The sequence below is a fragment of the Streptomyces sp. NPDC048278 genome, assembly GCF_040652195.1.
Taxonomy (GTDB): domain Bacteria; phylum Actinomycetota; class Actinomycetes; order Streptomycetales; family Streptomycetaceae; genus Streptomyces.
Genome location: NZ_JBEZLP010000003.1, coordinates 263,160 through 282,149 on the forward strand (window position 1 = coordinate 263,160; position 18,990 = coordinate 282,149).

The 18,990-nt window shown below is 71.6% G+C and carries 14 protein-coding genes; 8 read left to right on the plus strand and 6 right to left on the minus strand.

What is annotated here, in order from left to right:
• Nucleotides 1–269: 269 nt before the first annotated feature.
• Nucleotides 270–1,766, minus strand: a complete 1,497-nt coding sequence (gene rpsA / locus AB0D74_RS07395; protein ID WP_046729628.1) for a 30S ribosomal protein S1 — start codon at nucleotides 1,764–1,766, stop codon at nucleotides 270–272.
• Between the two features lie 368 nt (nucleotides 1,767–2,134).
• On the opposite strand from rpsA, the gene AB0D74_RS07400 reads away from it, so the two are divergent.
• Nucleotides 2,135–2,983, plus strand: a complete 849-nt coding sequence (locus AB0D74_RS07400; protein WP_362581933.1) for a class I SAM-dependent methyltransferase — start codon at nucleotides 2,135–2,137, stop codon at nucleotides 2,981–2,983.
• 118 nt (nucleotides 2,984–3,101) lie between these two features.
• Nucleotides 3,102–5,579 (plus strand): ATP-dependent helicase HrpB, encoded by a 2,478-nt coding sequence (gene hrpB / locus AB0D74_RS07405; protein WP_362581477.1) that lies wholly within the window; start codon nucleotides 3,102–3,104, stop codon nucleotides 5,577–5,579.
• Here hrpB and AB0D74_RS07410 read toward each other — a convergent pair.
• The 3 genes from AB0D74_RS07410 to AB0D74_RS07420 all read right to left on the minus strand — a co-directional run bounded on the left by AB0D74_RS07410 (nucleotide 5,569) and on the right by AB0D74_RS07420 (nucleotide 8,620).
• A complete protein-coding gene (locus AB0D74_RS07410; RefSeq protein WP_362581479.1) occupies nucleotides 5,569–6,561 on the minus strand; it encodes a DUF3068 domain-containing protein in 993 nt (330 codons plus the stop codon). The two genes, hrpB and AB0D74_RS07410, sit on opposite strands and share 11 nt — an antisense overlap.
• Before the next feature lie 21 nt (nucleotides 6,562–6,582).
• Nucleotides 6,583–6,717 carry an SPW_0924 family protein gene (locus AB0D74_RS07415; RefSeq protein ID WP_362581481.1) on the minus strand — a complete coding sequence of 45 codons (135 nt, stop codon included), beginning with the start codon at nucleotides 6,715–6,717 and terminating at the stop codon, nucleotides 6,583–6,585.
• A 151-nt stretch (nucleotides 6,718–6,868) separates the two neighbouring features.
• Nucleotides 6,869–8,620 (minus strand): lytic transglycosylase domain-containing protein, encoded by a 1,752-nt coding sequence (locus AB0D74_RS07420; protein ID WP_362581483.1) that lies wholly within the window; start codon nucleotides 8,618–8,620, stop codon nucleotides 6,869–6,871.
• Between the two features lie 313 nt (nucleotides 8,621–8,933).
• Here AB0D74_RS07420 and AB0D74_RS07425 point away from each other — a divergent pair, with 313 nt between their 5' ends.
• Nucleotides 8,934–9,773: a DUF4184 family protein gene (locus tag AB0D74_RS07425; protein WP_362581485.1), complete on the plus strand. Its 840-nt coding sequence runs from the start codon at nucleotides 8,934–8,936 to the stop codon at nucleotides 9,771–9,773.
• Here AB0D74_RS07425 and AB0D74_RS07430 read toward each other — a convergent pair.
• Nucleotides 9,709–10,086: a hypothetical protein gene (locus AB0D74_RS07430; RefSeq protein ID WP_362581487.1), complete on the minus strand. Its 378-nt coding sequence runs from the start codon at nucleotides 10,084–10,086 to the stop codon at nucleotides 9,709–9,711. The two genes, AB0D74_RS07425 and AB0D74_RS07430, sit on opposite strands and share 65 nt — an antisense overlap.
• A 309-nt stretch (nucleotides 10,087–10,395) precedes the next feature.
• Complete coding sequence (gene polA, locus AB0D74_RS07435) at nucleotides 10,396–13,125, minus strand: DNA polymerase I (protein WP_362581489.1); 2,730 nt, start codon at nucleotides 13,123–13,125, stop codon at nucleotides 10,396–10,398.
• Nucleotides 13,126–13,344: 219 nt separating this feature from the next.
• Between polA and AB0D74_RS07440 the strand changes: the two genes are divergently transcribed.
• The 5 genes from AB0D74_RS07440 to AB0D74_RS07460 all read left to right on the plus strand — a co-directional run bounded on the left by AB0D74_RS07440 (nucleotide 13,345) and on the right by AB0D74_RS07460 (nucleotide 18,886).
• Nucleotides 13,345–15,639, plus strand: coding sequence for an FdhF/YdeP family oxidoreductase (locus tag AB0D74_RS07440; protein ID WP_362581491.1), 2,295 nt, complete (start codon nucleotides 13,345–13,347; stop codon nucleotides 15,637–15,639).
• A gap of 88 nt (nucleotides 15,640–15,727) precedes the next feature.
• Nucleotides 15,728–16,213, plus strand: a complete 486-nt coding sequence (locus AB0D74_RS07445; RefSeq protein WP_362581493.1) for a hotdog fold thioesterase — start codon at nucleotides 15,728–15,730, stop codon at nucleotides 16,211–16,213.
• 73 nt (nucleotides 16,214–16,286) lie between these two features.
• Nucleotides 16,287–16,718 (plus strand): hypothetical protein, encoded by a 432-nt coding sequence (locus AB0D74_RS07450; protein ID WP_362581495.1) that lies wholly within the window; start codon nucleotides 16,287–16,289, stop codon nucleotides 16,716–16,718.
• The gene (locus tag AB0D74_RS07455) at nucleotides 16,715–17,341 is read left to right on the plus strand and encodes a Tat pathway signal sequence domain protein (protein ID WP_362581497.1); all 627 of its coding nucleotides are present in this window, start codon (nucleotides 16,715–16,717) and stop codon (nucleotides 17,339–17,341) included. The genes AB0D74_RS07450 and AB0D74_RS07455 overlap by 4 nt, the downstream gene beginning before the upstream one ends.
• Nucleotides 17,342–17,647: 306 nt before the next feature.
• A complete protein-coding gene (locus AB0D74_RS07460; RefSeq protein ID WP_362581499.1) occupies nucleotides 17,648–18,886 on the plus strand; it encodes a branched-chain amino acid ABC transporter substrate-binding protein in 1,239 nt (412 codons plus the stop codon).
• The last annotated feature ends 104 nt before the right edge of the window (nucleotides 18,887–18,990 follow it).

An 18,990-nucleotide genomic window follows, 5' to 3' on the forward strand; every position in this document is an offset into this window, starting at 1 on the left:
AGGCATTCCCGCCGGAGCCCCGAACAGGCGTCTCTCACCGCCTTCGTACGTCGGTTTGCCGCCGGGTTCGCCCCGGTCCGTGCGGAACCCGACGAGCCGCTCCTGGTCGGTGACCGTCAACTCCTTGTCCGGCGCGCCCCTGTTCGTGGCTTAGGCGAGCAACTCCGGGACATGGCCGCGGATGTCGGCCTCGGCGGGCCCGGAAACACCGAAGGACCGCACCTCGAAAGGTGCGGTCCCTCAGTCAGGAGCTACTGCTCAGTGAGCGATCAGCTCTGGCCGCCCGCGAGCTTCTCGCGGAGCGCGGCCAGCGCCTCGTCCGAGGCCAGCGCACCGGAGGTGTCGGCGCCCTCGGAGGAGTACGAACCGCCACCGGCGGCCGGAGCCGCACCCGCGGCGTCGCCGCCCTCGGCAGCGGCAGCGGCGTCGGCCTCGCGGCTCTTGATGACCTGCTGCTGGTGCTGCTCGAAGCGCTGCTGCGCCTCGGCGTACTGGTGCTCCCACGCCTCGCGCTGGGTCTCGTAGCCCTCGAGCCAGTCGTTGGTCTCGGGGTCGAAGCCCTCGGGGTAGATGTAGTTGCCCTGGTCGTCGTAGGACGCGGCCATGCCGTACAGGGTCGGGTCGAACTCGACCGTGGCCGGGTCGGCACCGAAGGCCTCGTTGGCCTGCTTCAGCGAGAGGCTGATGCGGCGGCGCTCGAGGTCGATGTCGATGACCTTGACGAAGATCTCGTCGTTGACCTGGACGACCTGCTCCGGGATCTCCACGTGGCGCTCGGCCAGCTCGGAGATGTGGACCAGACCCTCGATGCCCTCGTCCACGCGGACGAACGCACCGAACGGAACCAGCTTGGTGACCTTACCCGGGACGACCTGACCGATCTGGTGGGTCCGGGCGAACTGCTGCCACGGGTCTTCCTGGGTCGCCTTCAGCGACAGGGAGACGCGCTCGCGGTCCATGTCGACGTCGAGGACCTCGACGGTGACTTCCTGGCCGACCTCGACGACCTCGGACGGGTGGTCGATGTGCTTCCAGGACAGCTCGGAGACGTGGACCAGACCGTCGACGCCACCCAGGTCCACGAAGGCACCGAAGTTGACGATCGAGGAGACCACACCGGAGCGGACCTGACCCTTCTGGAGGGTCGTGAGGAACGTCTGGCGGACCTCGGACTGGGTCTGCTCCAGCCAGGCACGGCGGGACAGGACCACGTTGTTGCGGTTCTTGTCCAGCTCGATGATCTTCGCCTCGAGCTCCTTGCCCACGTAGGGCTGGAGGTCGCGGACGCGGCGCATCTCGACCAGGGAGGCCGGGAGGAAGCCGCGGAGGCCGATGTCGAGGATGAGACCACCCTTGACGACCTCGATGACGGTACCGGTGACGATGCCGTCCTCTTCCTTGATCTTCTCGATGGTGCCCCACGCGCGCTCGTACTGGGCGCGCTTCTTCGAGAGGATCAGGCGGCCTTCCTTGTCCTCCTTCTGGAGGACGAGGGCCTCGATCTCGTCACCGACGGCGACGACCTCGTTGGGGTCGACGTCGTGCTTGATCGAGAGCTCGCGGCTCGGGATGACACCTTCGGTCTTGTAACCGATGTCGAGCAGGACCTCGTCCCGGTCGACCTTCACGATGACGCCGTCGACGATGTCGCCGTCGTTGAAGTACTTGATCGTCTCGTCGATCGCGGCGAGGAAGGCTTCCTCGTTACCGATGTCGTTGACCGCTACCTGCGGGGTGGTGGCGGTGGTCTCGGTGCTGCTCGTCATGTGAGAAAGGGCTCCGGTACGGACATTGAAGTCGTAGGTACTGCTTACGCCGGGAGCCTGTTTCGCTCTGAAGAAGCCGGACAGCCTAGGAAGCGCCACCCGAAAACACTGGTGACGCCTCGACAACCGAGGGGACATACAACAGATGCGAGCGCAGCCTGCTACGTCTGAGGTGCGCAGGCCCGCAGCGCAACTTGTAGCATACGGGGGCAGCCGGGCAGGGTCAATGCGCGAAGGCGCACACCCGGGGCGGAACACCGCATACCCGGCACAAGAAACGTCCCACCAGGCCACGCACGCCTGAGAGACCCCCTCCGTGACACACCCGCCGACGGGTTGCACGGAAGAGTACGACGAGGGAGCCGATCATCCAAGAGCCCGATTCGTTCGACCTGGAAGAGGCCGGTGCGACGGCCGGCGCCGAGGCCGAACCGGAAGCCACCCGGCGTGCTGCCGGGGTCGCGGAGAGCAGCCGGGCCAACCGCGGCTGGTGGGACCGCAACGCCGACGAGTACCAGGTCGAGCACGGCACGTTCCTCGGCGACGACCGTTTCGTATGGGGTCCCGAGGGCCTCGACGAGGTGGAGGCGGAGCTGCTCGGCCCGCCGGAGGAGCTGAAGGGCAAGGACGTCCTGGAGATCGGCGCCGGCGCGGCCCAGTGCGCGCGCTGGCTGGCCGCCCACGGGGCCAGGCCGGTGGCCCTGGACCTCTCGCACCGCCAGCTGCAGCACGCGCTGCGCATCGGCGGATCGTTTCCGCTGGTCTGCGCGGACGCGGGCGCGCTGCCCTTCGCGGACGCCTCCTTCGACCTGGTGTGCTCGGCGTACGGGGCGCTCCCGTTCGTCGCCGATCCGCGTCTGGTGCTGCGCGAGGTGTGCCGCGTGCTGCGTCCCGGCGGGCGGTTCGTCTTCTCGGTGACGCACCCGATCCGCTGGGCGTTCCCGGACGAGCCGGGCCCCGAGGGGCTCTCGGTCTCGTCCTCCTACTTCGACCGGACGCCGTACGTCGAGCAGGACGAGGACGGCCACGCGGTCTACGTCGAGCACCACCGCACGCTCGGCGACCGGGTCCGGGACATCGCCACCTCGGGCTTCCGGCTCGTCGACCTGGTGGAGCCGGAATGGCCGGCCTGGAACACGTCCGAATGGGGCGGCTGGTCCCCGCTGCGGGGCGGCCTGATCCCCGGGACGGCGATCTTCGTGTGCGAGCGCGACTGAACGTCCCGGGACCCGACCGGACACCTCCGGGAACCGAACACCTCTGGAACCGCACGCGCGCGCGGCCAAGCGCACGCGCGCGTGAGGGGTGCTTCCGGTCGCGTACGACACTAGGGGCGTGATCCGTTACGACGCCCTGGACGCGCTGCCCGTGCGGCAGGCCCTGCCCGGTCTGCGCGACGCCCTGGACGGGCACGGCACCGCCGTCCTGGTGGCACCGCCTGGCACCGGCAAGACGACGCTGGTGCCGTTGGCGCTTGCCGGACTGCTGGGCGAGGGGCCGGCGCGGCGGGTGGTGGTCGCCGAGCCGCGCCGGATCGCCGCCCGCGCGGCGGCCCGCCGGATGGCCTGGCTGCTCGGCGAGCAGGTCGGGCGGAGCGTCGGCTACACCGTGCGCGGCGAGCGGGTCGTGGGCCGGCACGCGCGCGTGGAGGTCGTCACGACCGGTGTGCTGTTGCAGCGTCTGCAACGCGACCAGGAACTGTCCGGCGCCGACGTCGTGGTCCTCGACGAGTGCCACGAGCGCCATCTGGACGCCGACACGGTGGCGGCCTTCCTCTGCGACGTGCGGGAGACCCTGCGGCCGGAGCTGCGCCTGGTGGCCGCGTCGGCGACGACGGACGCGCAGGGGTGGTCGCGGCTGCTGGGCGGGGCGCCGGTGGCCGAGGCGGCCGGGGTCTCGTACCCCGTGGAGACGGTGTGGGCGCCGCCGGCGCGTCCGGTGCGGCCTCCGCACGGGATGCGGGTCGACCCGGCGCTGCTCGCGCATGTCGGGTCGGTGGTGCGGCGGGCCCTGGCCGAGCGGGACGGGGACGTGCTGTGCTTCCTGCCGGGCGTGGGCGAGCTCGCGCGGGTGGCCGGCGGGCTGGGTGACCTGGGGGACGTGGAGGTGCTCCAGGTGCACGGCAGGGCGCCGGCCGCCGTGCAGGACGCGGTGCTGGCGCCCGGGGCGCGCCGCCGGGTGGTGCTGGCGACCGCGGTCGCCGAGTCCTCGCTCACCGTCCCCGGGGTACGGGTGGTCGTCGATTCGGGGCTCGCGCGGGAGCCCCGGGTGGACCACGCGCGCGGGCTGAGCGCGCTGGCGACGGTACGGGCGTCCCGCGCGGCCGGGCGGCAGCGGGCGGGGCGGGCCGGGCGGGAGGCGCCGGGGGCGGTGTACCGGTGCTGGTCCGAGGCCGAGGACGCTCGGCTGACGGCCTTTCCGGCCCCGGAGATCAGGGTGGCCGATCTGACCGCGTTCGCCCTCCAGGCGGCCTGCTGGGGCGATCCGGGGGCCTCGGGACTGGCGCTGCTGGACCCGCCGCCGGCCGGGGCGATGGCGGCGGCCCGGGAGGTGCTGACGGCGATCGGCGCGGTCGACTCCGCCGGACGGGCGACGGAACGGGGGGTACGGCTGGCCCGGCTGGGGGTGCATCCGCGGCTGGGGCGGGCGCTGCTGGACACCCCGGGCGGGGGCGCGGAGGCGGTCGCGCTGCTGAGCGAGGAGCCGCCGCGGGAGTACGGGGACGACCTGGCCGCCGCGCTGCGCACCGTCCGGCGGGGCGGTGACGCCTATGCCGGGCGCTGGCGCGCGGAGGTACGGCGGCTGGCGGCGGACGACGGGCCCGCCGCGGTGTCCGGCGTGGACGACCGCGCGGTGGGCCGGGTGGCCGCCCTCGCCTTCCCCGAGCGGGTCGCCAGGGCCGACGGGGGGTCGTACCTGATGGCCTCCGGGACCCGGGCCGAGCTCGGTGACGGCAGCCCGCTGCGCGGCGTGCCGTGGATCGCCGTGGCGGTGGCGGACCGCCCGGTCGGCAGCGGGCACGCGCGCGTGCGGCTCGCCGCGGTGGTCGACGAGGACACGGCCAGGTCGGCGGCGGCCTCGCTGTGCGCGGAGGACCAGGAGGTCCGCTGGGCCGACGGGGACGTCGTCGCGCGGCGGGTGGAGCGGCTCGGGGCGATCGAGCTGACGGTGCGGCCGTTGCGGGACCCCGACCCGGCGCTCGTACGCGACGCGCTGCTCGACGGGCTGCGGCGCGCGGGGCTCGGCCTGTTGCGGTGGACGCCCGACGCGGCCGTACTGCGGCAACGCCTCGCCTTCCTCCGGCTGCACCTCGGGGAGCCGTGGCCCGACGTCTCCGACGACGCGCTGCACGCGCGCGTGGACGAATGGCTGGAGCCGGAGCTCGGCCGGGCCCGGCGGCGGGCCGATCTCGGCCGGATCGACGCCGGGGAGGCGCTGCGGCGGCTGCTGCCGTGGGCGGGCGGGGCGGCGGGACGGCTCGACGAGCTGGCGCCGGAGCGCATCGCCGTACCGAGCGGGTCGCGGGTCCGGGTCGACTACGGGAACCCCGAACAGCCGGTGCTCGCCGTGAAGTTGCAGGAGATGTTCGGCCTGCAGGAGTCGCCCGCCGTGGCCGGGGTGCCGGTGCTGGTGCATCTGCTGTCGCCGGCCGGGCGGCCCGCCGCGGTCACCGCCGACCTCGCCTCGTTCTGGAAGGACGGCTACAAGGGCGTACGGGCCGAGCTGCGCGGGCGGTATCCGAAGCATCCCTGGCCCGAGGATCCCGCCACGGCCGAGCCCACCCGGCACACCAACGCGCGGCTCAGACGCTGACCGGCTCCGGGACCGAGGAGTCGACCGGCTCGGGGTCGGCCGGGCGGCGGCTGCGGGCCTCCAGGTAGAGGGAGAGGGCGAGCAGCGCGATGCCGAGGGACAGGAACCCCCAGGGCAGGTAGGAGGTCAGCAGCAGGACGAGGGTGCGGTTGTGCTTGACCAGGGCGACCGTGCTCCTGATGTAGTCCTCGCGCATCTTCACGTCGCCGGCGAAGGCCGTCACCTTGGCACGGCCGCCGAGCAGGGTGCCGCCGCGCAGCTCCTCCTTGTGGATCTCCTCGCCGTAGACGGGTGCTCCGGTGGCCGGTTCGACCCAGAACTTGCGGACGGTGGTGTACCAGCGGGTGGTGCCGGTCTTGGCCACGGTCTCCGGGGTGATGCCCTGGACCGGCATCTTCTTGGGCATGGAGACCTTGGTCCACGGAATGGTCTGCTCGAAGTAGTAGACCTTGACGCCCCGGAAGGTCTGCGTCCCCTTGTAGTGGATGGGGTTGGTGGTGCGGGTCTGCGCGTCGAAGTACTCGTAGTCCCGTTTCTCGGTGAGGAACGGGAACTTGAACTCGATGCCGTCCCGGGTCACCGGGTCGCCGTCGACCATCTCGCCGGTGGCGTGCACGGGTTCCTGGCTGTGGGCGTCGAAGATGTAGCGCTCGGGGATCTCGGAGACCATCTTGCCGTCGGGTCCCTGGACGTAGGAGAGGCCGTCCCAGACGACGACGTCCCGGCCCGCGGTCTTCTCGATCTTCTTCGCCGCCGCCACGTCGCCCTTGAGGGTCTGCACGATGGTGACCTGGGGGACCTTCTTCGCCGTCATGGTGCCGTAGTCGAGGAGCGTGGCGTTCTTCGCCACCAGGACCATGTCCTGGTACTGGTTCGCCGGGATCTTGGCGAGCCGCGGGAAGGCGTACCAGCGCAGCAGCGGGGACAGCGCGGCGAAGAACACGGCACAGGCGAGCAGGACCAGACTGGCCTTGCGGCGCATCTCGGCCTCCCGGGGCGGCGGTTACGGGTGGGACGGCACCGTGGTGAGCAGCGGTTTGGGGGACGTCCTTCCGTCCGGCGACCCCACGGCGCTGATCGTCACGACCAGGACGACCGCGAGGACGAGACCGCTCGCGGCGGCGATCAGGGCACGCATACGGGGCCTCCCTACGGCCGTCGGCTTCCTGATGGATCGTCAGGTCCGGGCACGGTAGCAACGGGAGGGTGAGATGAGAACAGGTCGTACGACGACGAGGGCGCCGTCCCGCGTCGGCGGGAGGGCGCCCTGGTGGTCGTGCGACGGTGGATCAGGAGGAGGCGGAGGCGCTCGGAGAGGCGGAGGCGGAGGCCGACGCGGATGCGCTCGGCGACGGGCTCGACGAGGGGTCGGCCGCGGCGACCGTCAGCTCGACGGTGAGCGTGGCGCCACCGGTCGTGGTGATGCGCAGCAGGAACGTGCCCGTGGTGTCGTCCGCGTACAGCTTGGGCAGCGTGAGCATGCCGTTCGCGTCCGTCTGGAGATCCGTGAGGGTACGGACGGCGTTGCCGTTCGCGTCCTTGAAGTACGGGCCCTTGTCGTTCTCGCTCAGGTCGTCCGCCGACTTGACCAGCGTGGCCGTGGCGGCGACCTTGTCGGCGACGGCGCCTTGGTAGGTGGCCTTCGTCTGCACCTGGTCGGCGAACTCGCCACCCGGGGTGCAGGACAGCGCCGTGGTGTTGACGAGGGCCAGGGTGTCGGCGGCGCGCGCGGTGACGGTCGCGTCGTAGTCGACGCCCTTGACCGTGCGGCCGACCACGCTCGCGTGGACCGTGAACGCGCCGGTCTTCTCGCCCGCCTGGAGCGCCGGCGCGACGGCGACGCCCTTGGCGTCGGTGACGACCGTGGCGGTGTCCTCGCCGCCGCTGAAGGCCGCGTCCGTGTCCCCGACGATGGTGAAGCGGACCCGGACCTTGGCGACGGTCCGGCCGGCCTTGGTCTCCGCGCGCGTGCTGATCTGCTTGCCGAACGCGTCGCCCGCCATCGCCGTGAGCGCGGCGGTGCCCGCGTCCTCCAGGTGGTCGACGGTGTCGGTGGCCGTGGGCGGCACGGTCGGCTTCGTGCTCGGGGTGCCCGGCGTGGGCTCGGTGGGCTTGGGCGTGCTCGTGGTCGGCTTCGTCGTGGAGCCGTCGGAGCCGGAACCGTCGGATCCGGAGCCGGTCGAGCCGTCGCTGCGGTGCGTGGGCACCGTTCCCGTGCCGTTCGGGACCGAGTGGGTGCCCTTGCGGTAGAACTCGTACCAGGACAGCACCAGGTTGAGGTAGTCCTGCGAGTTGTTGTAGCTGAGGATCGCGCTGTTCATGTCGGCCTGGACGGACAGGTCCCAGCCGTAGCGGCACAGGTAGTGGCCGGCGGCGAGCGCCGCGTCGTAGACGTTGTTGGGGTCCTTGACGCCGTCGCCGTTGCCGTCGCGGCCCGCCCACGCCCAGGTCGAGGGGATGAACTGCATGGGGCCGACGGCCTGGTCGTACTGGCTGTTGCCGTCGTACGCGCCGCCGTCGGTGTCCTTGATGAGCGCGAAGCCGTTGCCGTCGAGCTCGGGGCCGAGGATCCGGTGCAGGGTGTTGCCCTCGGCGTCGACGTCACCGCCGCGGGCCTGGCCGGACTCGACCTTGCCGATGGCGGCGAGCAGCTGCCAGGGCAGGTTGCAGCCGGGCTTGGAACCGCGCAGCTCCGCCTCGGCCTTCTTGTAGGCGTCGAGGACGGTGGCGGGGATGCCGGCCTCGGCCTCGCCACGGGAGACGGCGGTGCCGATGCTCGACGAGGAGGCCGAGGGGCTCGCGCTGGGGTTGGGGCTGTTGAGCGGCGGCAGGTCCGTGTAGTACGGCGAGTTGCCGGTGGCGCCGTCGGCGGCCCCGGATCCGTCGGGCGCGGAGGTGCTGGCGCCGGCGTTGGCCTGCCTGCCCGTGTCCCCGGACGTGGCGCCCGGTGCCTGGGACGCGGACAGAGCCGCCACCGCCAACGCGGCCGCGGCGGTCGTCGCCGCTCCCTTGCGCAGCCGCCTGCCGAATTGCGCCGCCATAAGGTGAATCCCTCCCCTGGACGCCTTCTGAGCGCCCGTCTCCGTCTGTCCGCTCGCCCCTGGTGTGACGGTCGACCCGGTGCTGTGGTTGCCCCCTGTTACCTCTTTCGCGTGGTGAGGTAGCGCATCCGGCCAAGCACGCCGGGGCGGCGACCCAGGCGACCCTACGACAACTTCCCTTCCGCGGACACCCGGCGGTGCCCGATTTTCACCAGTTGGCCATCCCCCGTTGAACGATGGTGGTGTCGCGGATACTTGTCGTACGCGATCACTTGTTCGGCGCTCCGGCCGACGACTGTTCCAGGGGGCCCGGATGCCGTTCACTCTCAGCCATGCCGCCGCCGTACTGCCCGCGGTGCGGGGCGACGGGACCGGGCGCGGACGGCTGGTGCCGGCGGTGCTGGTCGCGGGGTCCTTCGCGCCCGACCTCACCTACTACGCGGCGAGCGTGGTGCCGGACGCGATGGAGTTCGGCGATGTCACCCACTCCTTCACCGGTGTCCTCACCGTCGACGTGCTGTTCGCCTGGGCGCTGGTGGCGTTGTGGCTGCTGGTCCGGGAACCCCTCGTCGCGCTCGCGCCCCGCGCCCGGCAGGGGCGGGTGGCCGCGCTGCTGCGCTGCGGGGCGCCACGCGCGCGTGCGGGGCTCCCGGTGGCCGGATGGTGGTACGTCTCGGCCGTGGCCGGCGGGCTCACGCACGTCGTCTGGGACGCGTTCACGCACCACGACCGCTGGGGGACGCGGCTGATCCCGGCGATCGGCCGGAGTGTCGCGGGCATGCCGCTGTACACCCTGCTCCAGTACGGCAGTTCGGTGGTCGGCGCGGCCCTGGTCGCCGTGTTCGCGGTCCGCGCGGTGCGGCGGGCGCCGGCCGGGGAGCCGGTGGGGGTGCCGCTGCTGTCGGTGCGGGACCGGTGCTGGGCCGGCGCCGCGATCACCGGCTGCGCCCTGCTCGCGGCGGTGCAGCGGGCGACGCGGTGGTGGGAGTACTGGGGGGCTGCGGCGAAGCCCTGGGAGCTGCTCCCCACCGTGCTCTTCGGAGCGGGCGCGGGGCTGCTGACGGGGGTGCTGGGGTACGCCGTGGCGGTCAGGGTGTGGCGTCCGGCTCCGGTGACCGACGGCGCGCGGCGGAGCGCGTCTGCCGTTCGGTGAGGCTCGCCACGAACACGGTCATGGTGCGGGGGCGGCGGGGGCCGGGGAGTGCGGTGAGGAGCAGCGCGAGGTAGCTGCGGGCGAGGTCGAACCACTGGCGCGGGCCGGGGCGGGCGCGGAGCCTGCGCCGGAGCCGGGTGGCGGCCCGGCGCACGGTGACGGCGAGGTCGGCGGGGATGCGGGCAGAGCTGGCGCCGGCCGCCTGGGCCGGGGCCGACGGGGACGCCGTGACCTCGGCGGAGGCGGAGGCGGAACGGGCCTTGGCCGGGGGCCTGCTCTGGGGCGTCCGGCGGTGAACCATACGTATACCCATGGCCGCATCCTTGCCGGTGGCGGAGACCGGGGCGTTCTGACGGGGTCCACGCGAGTGACGGGCCGGAAACCTCCCCTTTACCCCGCCGCACCCCGCTTCGCTGCGCCGCCCTCCTTCGCTCCGGTGCCCCCTTCTTCTCCGCCGCAACGGCGTGCGACCGCAGTGGCGCTTGCCGGCGGTGCCGAACCGGACACGTCCCGTGGGTTCGGCACCGCCGAGAGCCGCCGTCGTGGCTGAGCACCGTGGCGGCGGAGAAATATTGACGGGCGGCGGAGAGGAAGGGCCCCCTGTCGGCGCTCGCCGGAGGCGTCAGTGCGCTGCCGACTCCCAGTCCGGGCCCACGCCCACCGAGACGTCCAGGGGGGCCCGGAGGTGGACCGCGTTGGACATCTGGTCGCGGAGGACCGACTCGACCCGGTCCCGCTCGCCGGGGGCGATCTCCAGGACGATTTCGTCGTGGACCTGGAGCAGCATGCGGGACTTCAGGTCCGCTTCGCGCAGCGCGCCGTCCACCCGGAGCATGGCGATCTTGACGATGTCCGCCGCCGTGCCCTGGATGGGCGCGTTGAGCGCCATCCGCTCGGCCGCCTCCCGGCGCTGCCGGTTGTCGCTGTTGAGGTCCGGGAGGTAGCGGCGGCGGCCGAAGAGGGTCGCCGTGTAGCCGGTGGCACGGGCCTCGTCGACGACGCGGCGCAGGTAGTCGCGGACCCCGCCGAACCGCTCGAAGTAGGTGTCCATCAGGGCCCGGGCCTCGCCCGCGTCGATGTTCAGCTGCTGGGAGAGGCCGAAGGCGGAGAGCCCGTACGCGAGACCGTAGGACATCGCCTTGATCTTGCGGCGCATCTCCGCGTCGACGGCCGAGCGGTCGACGTCGAACACCTGGGAGGCGACCGTGTTGTGCAGGTCCTCCCCGGAGGTGAACGCCTCGATCAGGCCCTCGTCCTCGGAGAGGTGGGCCATGACGCGCAGCTCGATCTGGCTGTAGTCGGCGGTCATGAGCGACTCGAAGCCCTCGCCGACGACGAAGCCCCGGCGGATCGCGCGGCCCTCGTCGGTACGGACCGGGATGTTCTGGAGGTTCGGGTCGGTGGAGGAGAGACGGCCGGTCGCGGCGACGGTCTGGTTGAACGTGGTGTGGATGCGGGCGTCGGCGGCGACGGTCTTGATCAGGCCCTCGACCGTGACCCGCAGCTTGGCCTGTTCGCGGTGCCGGAGCATGATCACCGGCAGCTCGTTCTCCGTCTGGCCGGCGAGCCAGGCGAGCGCGTCGGCGTCGGTGGTGTAGCCGGTCTTGGTCTTCTTCGTCTTCGGGAGCGCCAGTTCGCCGAAGAGGACCTCCTGCAGCTGCTTGGGCGAGCCCAGGTTGAACTCGTGGCCGGCCGCCGCGTGTGCCTCCTTCACGGCCTGCTGGACCGCGCCCGCGAACATCTGCTCCATCGCTTCCAGGTGCGCGCGGTCGGCCGCGATGCCGTGCCGCTCCATCCGGGCGAGCAGGACGGAGGTGGGCAGCTCCATGTCACGGAGCAGGTCCGCGGCGCCGACCTCCTGGAGCCGGTCGGCGAAGGCCTCGCCGAGGTCGAGGATCGCGCGGGCCTGGACCATCAGGGCATCGGCCTCGGCGCCGTCGTCCGCGCCGAACGCCAGCTGGCCGTCGGCCGCGGCGGCCGGGGCCAGCTCGCGGTGCAGGTACTCCAGGGACAGCGCGTCCAGGTCGAAGGAGCGGCGGCCGGGCTTGACCAGGTACGCGGCGAGCGCGGTGTCCATGGTGACGCCCTCGATGGTCCAGCCGTGCTCGGCGAAGACCCGCATGGCGCCCTTGGCGTTGTGGAAGACCTTGGGCCGGGCGGCGTCGGCCAGCCAGGCCGCCCACGCGTTCTCGTCGGCCTCGTCCAGCTCCGCGGGGTCGAACCAGGCCGCCGCTCCCCCGGCCGCGGCCAGCGCGACCTCGGCGACCGAGCCGGTGCCGAGCGCCCAGGTGTCGACGGTGGCGACGCCCAGCGGCTGCTCGCTGCCGTGCTCGGCGAGCCAGCCGGCCAGCTCGCCGGTGCCGAGGACGGAGCCGTCCACCTCCACGCCCGCCTCGGCGGCCGGCGCCGACTCGGCCTCCTCGGCGCCGGGGTCGACGGCGTAGAGCCGCTCGCGCAGCGACGGGTTGCGGATCTCCAGGGTGTCCAGGATCATCGCGACGTTCGTGCGGTCGTACGGCGCACGCTCCAGCTCGGCGACCGTCCTCGGCAGCTCCACGCCGCGCTCCAGCTCGGTGAGCCGGCGGTTGAGCTTGACGGACTCCAGGTGGTCGCGGAGGTTCTGGCCGACCTTGCCCTTGACCTCGTCGACGCGCTCCACCAGCTCGGCGAAGGAGCCGAACTGGTTGATCCACTTCGCGGCGGTCTTCTCGCCGACGCCCGGGATGCCGGGCAGGTTGTCGGACGGGTCGCCGCGCAGGGCGGCGAAGTCGGGGTACTGGGCGGGCGTCAAGCCGTACTTCTCGAAAACCTTCTCCGGGGTGAACCGCGTCAGCTCGGAGACGCCCTTGGTCGGGTAGAGGACCGTGGTGTGCTCGGTGACGAGCTGGAAGGAGTCGCGGTCGCCGGTGACGATCAGGACGTCGAAGCCGGCGGCCTCGGCCTGGGTGGCGAGGGTGGCGATGATGTCGTCGGCCTCGAAGCCCTCGACGGCGAAGCGCTGCGCGTGCATGGCGTCGAGCAGCTCGCCGATCAGCTCGACCTGGCCCTTGAACTCGTCCGGGGTCTTGGAGCGGTTCGCCTTGTACTCGGTGAACTCCTCGGAGCGCCAGGTCTTGCGGGAGACGTCGAACGCCACCGCGAAGTGCGTGGGCGCCTCGTCACGCAGGGTGTTGGCCAGCATCGACGCGAAGCCGTAGATCGCGTTCGTCGGCTGCCCCGTCGCGGTCGTGAAGTTCTCCGCGGGCAGCGCGAAGAACGCGCGGTACGCCAGCGAGTGCCCGTCCATGAGCATCAGCCGGGGACGGGGGCCGCCGGGGGTCTTGTCGGTCTGCTTCGCTGCTGTCTCTGCCACGCCCCCGATCCTGCCACGCCGCACTGACAGTGAAGGCCGACGGTTCGGGTTGCGGCGGGCTCGGTCCCCTTGAGCAGGCGGGCTCGGCTCCCTTGAGCACCGGTCTCGTCAAACACTGGTTCCGTTCCGCTGCGCCGACCGTGCTCGATGGTTGTCGGTGCCGCGTGCGAGTATCGGGTGCACATGGCAGTGGTGCAGGCGTAGTAGGGAGAGCGTGCGATGGCGACGAAGCCGCCCAAGGAGGACCCGGTCCAGGACGCCCCGCAGGTCGCGGAGCCCAAGCACGCAGCCGCGGGGCTGCCGGCCATAGGTCACACGCTGCGCATCGCACAGCAGCAGATGGGCGTGCGGCGCACCGCGCTGACGCTGCTGCGGGTGAACCAGAAGGACGGCTTCGACTGCCCCGGCTGCGCCTGGCCGGAGCCCGACCACCGGCACGCGGCCGAGTTCTGCGAGAACGGCGCGAAGGCGGTGGCCGAGGAGGCCACCCTGCGGCGGGTGACCCCCGAGTTCTTCGCCGCGCACTCGGTCGCCGACCTGCACCACCGCAGCGGCTACTGGCTCGGCCAGCAGGGCCGGCTCACCCACCCCATGTATCTCGCCGAGGGCGCCGAGCACTACGAGCCGGTCGGCTGGGAGCAGGCCTTCGACATCATCGGCGAGGAGATCGCGGCGCTCTCCTCCCCCGACGAGGCGGTCTTCTACACCTCGGGGCGGACCAGCAACGAGGCCGCGTTCCTGTACCAGCTGTTCGCGCGCGAGCTGGGCACCAACAACCTGCCGGACTGCTCCAACATGTGCCACGAGTCCTCGGGCTCGGCGCTGAGCGAGACGATCGGCATCGGCAAGGGCAGTGTCAGCCTTGAGGACCTGTACAAGGCCGACCTGATCATCGTGGCCGGGCAGAACCCGGGCACCAACCACCCCCGGATGCTCTCCGCCCTGGAGAAGGCCAAGGCCAACGGCGCGAAGATCATCAGTGTCAACCCGCTCCCGGAAGCCGGCCTGGAGCGGTTCAAGAACCCGCAGACCCCGCAGGGCATGGTGAAGGGCGCCGCCCTCACCGACCTGTTCCTGCAGATCCGCATCGGCGGCGACCAGGCCCTGTTCCGCCTCCTCAACAAGCTCGTGCTGGAGACGGAGGGCGCGGTCGACGAGGAGTTCGTGCGCGAGCACACCCACGGGTTCGAGGAGTTCGCTCAGGCCGCCCGCGCCGCCGACTGGAACGAGACGCTCACCGCGACCGGACTGACCCGCGCGGAGATCGAGCAGACCCTCGGCATGGTGCTCGCCTCGGAGCGCACCATCGTCTGCTGGGCCATGGGGCTCACCCAGCACAAGCACTCGGTGCCGACGATCCGTGAGGTCGTCAACTTCCTGCTGCTGCGCGGCAACATCGGACGTACCGGCGCGGGTGTGTGCCCGGTACGCGGCCACTCGAACGTGCAGGGCGACCGCACGATGGGCATCTTCGAGCGGCCGGCCCCGGCCTTCCTGGACGCCCTGGAGAAGGAGTTCGGCTTCGCGCCCCCGCGCGAGCACGGCTTCGACGTGGTCCGCGCCATCCGAGCGCTGCGCGACGGCGAGGCGAAGGTCTTCTTCGCGATGGGCGGCAACTTCGTCTCCGCGACCCCCGACACGGAGGTCACCGAGGCGGCGATGCGGCGGGCGCGGCTGACCGTGCACGTGTCGACGAAGCTCAACCGTTCGCACGTCGTCACGGGCGCGCGGGCGCTGATCCTGCCGACGCTCGGCCGGACCGAGCGCGATCTCCAGGGCGGCGGCGAGCAGTTCGTCACCGTCGAGGACTCCATGGGCATGGTGCACGCCTCGCGGGGCCGCCTGGCGCCCGCGAGCCCGCACCTGCTGTCGGAGCCGGCCATCGTCTGCCGGCTGGCCCGCCGGGTGCTCGGCGAGAACAGCCGTACGCCGTGGGAGGAGTTCGAGAAGGACTACGCGACGGTCCGGGACCGCATCGCGCGCGTGATCCCCGGCTTCGACGACTTCAACGCGCGCGTGGCGCACCCGGGCGGCTTCGCGCTCCCGCACGCCCCGCGCGACGAGCGGCGCTTCCCGACGGCCACCGGCAAGGCGAACTTCACGGCGGCCCCGGTCGAGTACCCCGAACTGCCCGAGGGGCGGCTGCTGTTGCAGACGCTGCGCTCGCACGACCAGTACAACACCACGATCTACGGCCTGGACGACCGCTACCGGGGCATCAAGAACGGCCGCCGGGTGGTCCTGGTGCACCCGGAGGACGCGCGGCGGCTGGGGGTCGGCGACGGGGCGTACGTCGACCTGGTGAGCGAGTGGAAGGACGGCGTGGAGCGCCGGGCGCGCGGTTTCCGGGTAGTGCACTACCCGACGGCGCCGGGGTGCGCGGCGGCCTACTACCCGGAGACCAACGTACTGGTGCCGCTCGACCACACCGCGGACACCAGCAACACCCCGGCCAGCAAGTCCGTCGTGGTCCGGCTGGAGAGCGCCGTGCCGCACCCGAGGAGCGGCGTCTGAGCGCCCGCTCAGCCCGTCTGGAAGAATCGGCGGCCGACTGAGCGTTTGCTCAGCCGAGAGACACCCGCACGACGGACGGAGCCGGCCCATGGGCGAGCAGCAGCACGTGAAGTTCCCGCAGGAGGTCATCGACGAGTACGCCGCGCTCGGCGTCGACCTGCAGGCCCTGTTCTCGGCGGGCCACCTCGGCAACCGCATGGGCGTGCAGATCGTGGAGGCCTCGGCGGAGCGGGTCGTCGGCACCATGCCGGTGGAGGGCAACACCCAGCCGTACGGGCTGCTGCACGGCGGTGCCAGCGCGGTGCTGGCGGAGACCCTGGGCTCGGTCGGTTCGATGCTGCACGGCGGCAGTTCGAAGATCGCGGTCGGCGTGGACCTCAACTGCACGCACCACCGCGGCGCCCGCTCCGGCCTGGTCACCGGCGTGGCCACGCCGGTACACCGGGGGCGTTCCACGGCGACCTACGAGATCGTGATCAGCGACGAGGAGGGCCGGCGGGTGTGCAGCGCGCGGCTGACCTGCCTGCTGCGGGACCTCGACGGCACCAGGCTCCCCTCCGAAGTCAGGAGCTGACCCGGCCCCGGGCCGGGGGCCGCCGGGCCCCGAAGCCATTGCTCCCCGCCGTCCGCCCCCGTAATTTCGGGGCATGGGACGGCGAGGAAGCGGCCTGCCCGGGCCGGCCGCACTGGTGCTCGGGCTCGCTCTGCTGAGCGGCTGCGGCGGTCCCGGTGCCACCGATCGCAATGCGGCGAGCCCCACGTCCTCCGCCGTCTTCTCCGCCCCTTCCGCCACGCATCCCTCCGCATCCCCCTCCACGACCTCCGCCGCCGAGTTGTGCGCCTCGATCGTCGCCCATTGGTCGCGCGAGGTGCTCGACAGCGACACCTACGGTGACTACCAGTCGATGGGACTGTCCAACGGGCAGTACGAGATCCTCCGGACCGTCGTGGACGCCGCACGGGCCGTGGAACGCGCCCAAGGGGCCGCTGCCGCCGACCGGTTGATCGACCGTCGGTCGCGTGCCGCGTGCGCCGGGCGCTACCGCAACGGGACGCCGACGGGAGGCCCCTGGCAATGAGCATGGGCGGCACGAGCGGAACCAGCGGCATCGGCCCCGTCGAACCGGGAGAGGGCACCCGGGCCCGGGACACACCGGACGGACCGGACGCCCCCGAGGCGACCGTCCCTCCTCCCCCGCACCCCGCCCGCCGCCGCGCCCTCGCCCTCGCCACGGCCGCCGCTCTTCTCGCCGGCGGCGGCTATCTGATCGCGACCCGCCCGCACCCGCCGACGCCGGCGCCGCCCGAAGTCCCTTACCCCGCACAGGCGGTGGCGTTCGCCTTCCTGGACGGCCGGGCCACTCCCGCGGGCGCCCCGCCGCGCAGCTTCAGCTTCGCGGTGCGCATGACCGTGACGGACGGGCCGCCGGTCACCGTACCCAGGGTGACCCAGCCCTACGCCGGCCTCACCCTGACCGAGTCACCACCCGTCCCCTTTCGGACAAAAGCGGGCTCACCCCGCGAGATCACGATCACGATGCATGTGACCGAATGCGCGACGGTTCCGAAGGATGCCGGACTGCCTTTCCTGGACGTAACTCTGGGTAATACCCGCGCAATACAAGTACAGAGTTTCATCCTGGGATCCCGCTACGCACAGCACCTCTCGCACGCCTTGAAAGTCGCCTGTAGCAACAGTTAGCAACCGTTCTCGGTAACCACCAAAACTCCTGAGACGCCTGATACAACGGCGGCGGGTCCTGCGGGTTCTCACCATGCGGACGGGGCGAATCGGCCTGAATTCCACTCTTCTCCGCACCGTGTACCGCTCTGCATTACCTCGTGTCATAACAAGAGCGTCACAGCATGGGTCAGACCCTCCTCCACATTCCCCGCGCCCGCCTAGAGTCACGGCCAGTCACGGCGTCACCGGATTCTTACCTCAACCAGACGCGCGGGACTCGACCGTTTCCACGGGGATGCGGTTGTCCAGGGGAAAGGACTGATCGTGCGTCAACGTTCGCTCATCGCCATCACCGCCGCGCTTGCAGCGGGAGCGCTCACCCTCACGGCCTGCGGTTCGCGCGACAGCGGCGACAAGGGTTCCGACTCCGGCAGCGGTGGCACCACCGTCACGATCGGCGTCGACGCCCCGCTGACCGGCGACCTGTCCGCGCTCGGCCTGGGCATCAAGAACTCGGTGGACCTCGCGGTCAAGCAGGCCAACAAGAAGAAGTACGTCGACGGCGTCACCTTCAAGATCGAGGCCAAGGACGACCAGGCGCAGCCCTCCTCCGGCCAGGCGAACGCCTCCGCGTTCGTCGGCGACAACAGCGTCTACGGCGTGGTCGGCCCGCTGAACTCCTCCGTCGCCCAGTCGATGCAGAAGGTCTTCGACGACGCGAAGCTGGTCGAGGTCTCCCCGGCCAACACCAACCCGGCGCTGACCCAGGGCGACAACTGGCAGACGACGAAGGCCCGTCCGTACAAGTCGTACTTCCGTACCGCGACGACGGATGCCATCCAGGGCCCGTTCGCCGCGCAGTATGTGTACAACACGGCGAAGCTGACCAAGGCCTTCATCATCGACGACAAGAAGACCTACGGCGCGGGCCTCGCCGCCACCTTCACCGGGGAGTTCAAGAAGCTCGGCGGCAAGGTGGTCGGCACCGAGCACATCAACCCCGACTCCAAGGACTACTCCGCGGTTGTCACCAAGGTGAAGAACTCGGGCGCCACCGTGGTCTACTACGGCGGCGAGTACCCGCAGGCCGGTCCGCTGAGCAAGCAGCTCAAGGCCGCCGGCGCCAAGGTCCCGCTGGTCGGCGGTGACGGCATCTACGCCGACGACTACATCAAGCTGGCGGGCACCGCGGCCACCGGCGACATGGCTACCTCGGTCGGCGCCCCGGTCGAGACCCTCGACTCCGCCAAGGAGTTCGTCGCCAACTACAAGGCCGGCGGCTACAGCGAGGCGTACGGCGCCTACGGCGGTTACTCCTACGACTCGGCCTGGGCGATCATCGAGGCCGTGAAGAAGGTCGTCGACGACAACGGCGGCAAGCTGCCGTCCGACGCCCGCGCGAAGATCACCGCCGCGGTGCAGAACGTCTCCTTCGACGGTGTGACCGGCAAGGTCTCCTTCGACGAGTACGGTGACGCGACCAACAAGCAGCTCACCGTCTACAAGGTCGACGGCGAGGCTTGGAAGGCGGCTACCTCGGGCACGTTCACGCCGAGCAGCTGACCCAACCCGCACGCATCACCGAGCCGCGCGGGGCGCTGTTCCACTGGCGCCCCGCGCGGACTCGCATCCGGCCTCATTCGTCGAACTTTCCGAACGTCTCGGAG

Excerpts from the sequence above, each read along its gene's own strand:
- AB0D74_RS07445 (WP_362581493.1), top strand. The coding sequence starts at position 15,728 with ATGGGCGAGCAGCAGCACGTGAAGTTCCCGCAGGAGGTCATCGACGAG.
- AB0D74_RS07415 (WP_362581481.1), bottom strand. The coding sequence starts at position 6,717 with ATGCGTGCCCTGATCGCCGCCGCGAGCGGTCTCGTCCTCGCGGTCGTC.
- AB0D74_RS07440 (WP_362581491.1), top strand. The coding sequence starts at position 13,345 with ATGGCGACGAAGCCGCCCAAGGAGGACCCGGTCCAGGACGCCCCGCAG.
- rpsA (WP_046729628.1), bottom strand. The coding sequence starts at position 1,766 with ATGACGAGCAGCACCGAGACCACCGCCACCACCCCGCAGGTAGCGGTC.
- AB0D74_RS07410 (WP_362581479.1), bottom strand. The coding sequence starts at position 6,561 with ATGCGCCGCAAGGCCAGTCTGGTCCTGCTCGCCTGTGCCGTGTTCTTC.
- AB0D74_RS07420 (WP_362581483.1), bottom strand. The coding sequence starts at position 8,620 with ATGGCGGCGCAATTCGGCAGGCGGCTGCGCAAGGGAGCGGCGACGACC.
- AB0D74_RS07450 (WP_362581495.1), top strand. The coding sequence starts at position 16,287 with ATGGGACGGCGAGGAAGCGGCCTGCCCGGGCCGGCCGCACTGGTGCTC.
- AB0D74_RS07430 (WP_362581487.1), bottom strand. The coding sequence starts at position 10,086 with ATGGGTATACGTATGGTTCACCGCCGGACGCCCCAGAGCAGGCCCCCG.
- AB0D74_RS07425 (WP_362581485.1), top strand. The coding sequence starts at position 8,934 with ATGCCGTTCACTCTCAGCCATGCCGCCGCCGTACTGCCCGCGGTGCGG.
- AB0D74_RS07455 (WP_362581497.1), top strand. The coding sequence starts at position 16,715 with ATGAGCATGGGCGGCACGAGCGGAACCAGCGGCATCGGCCCCGTCGAA.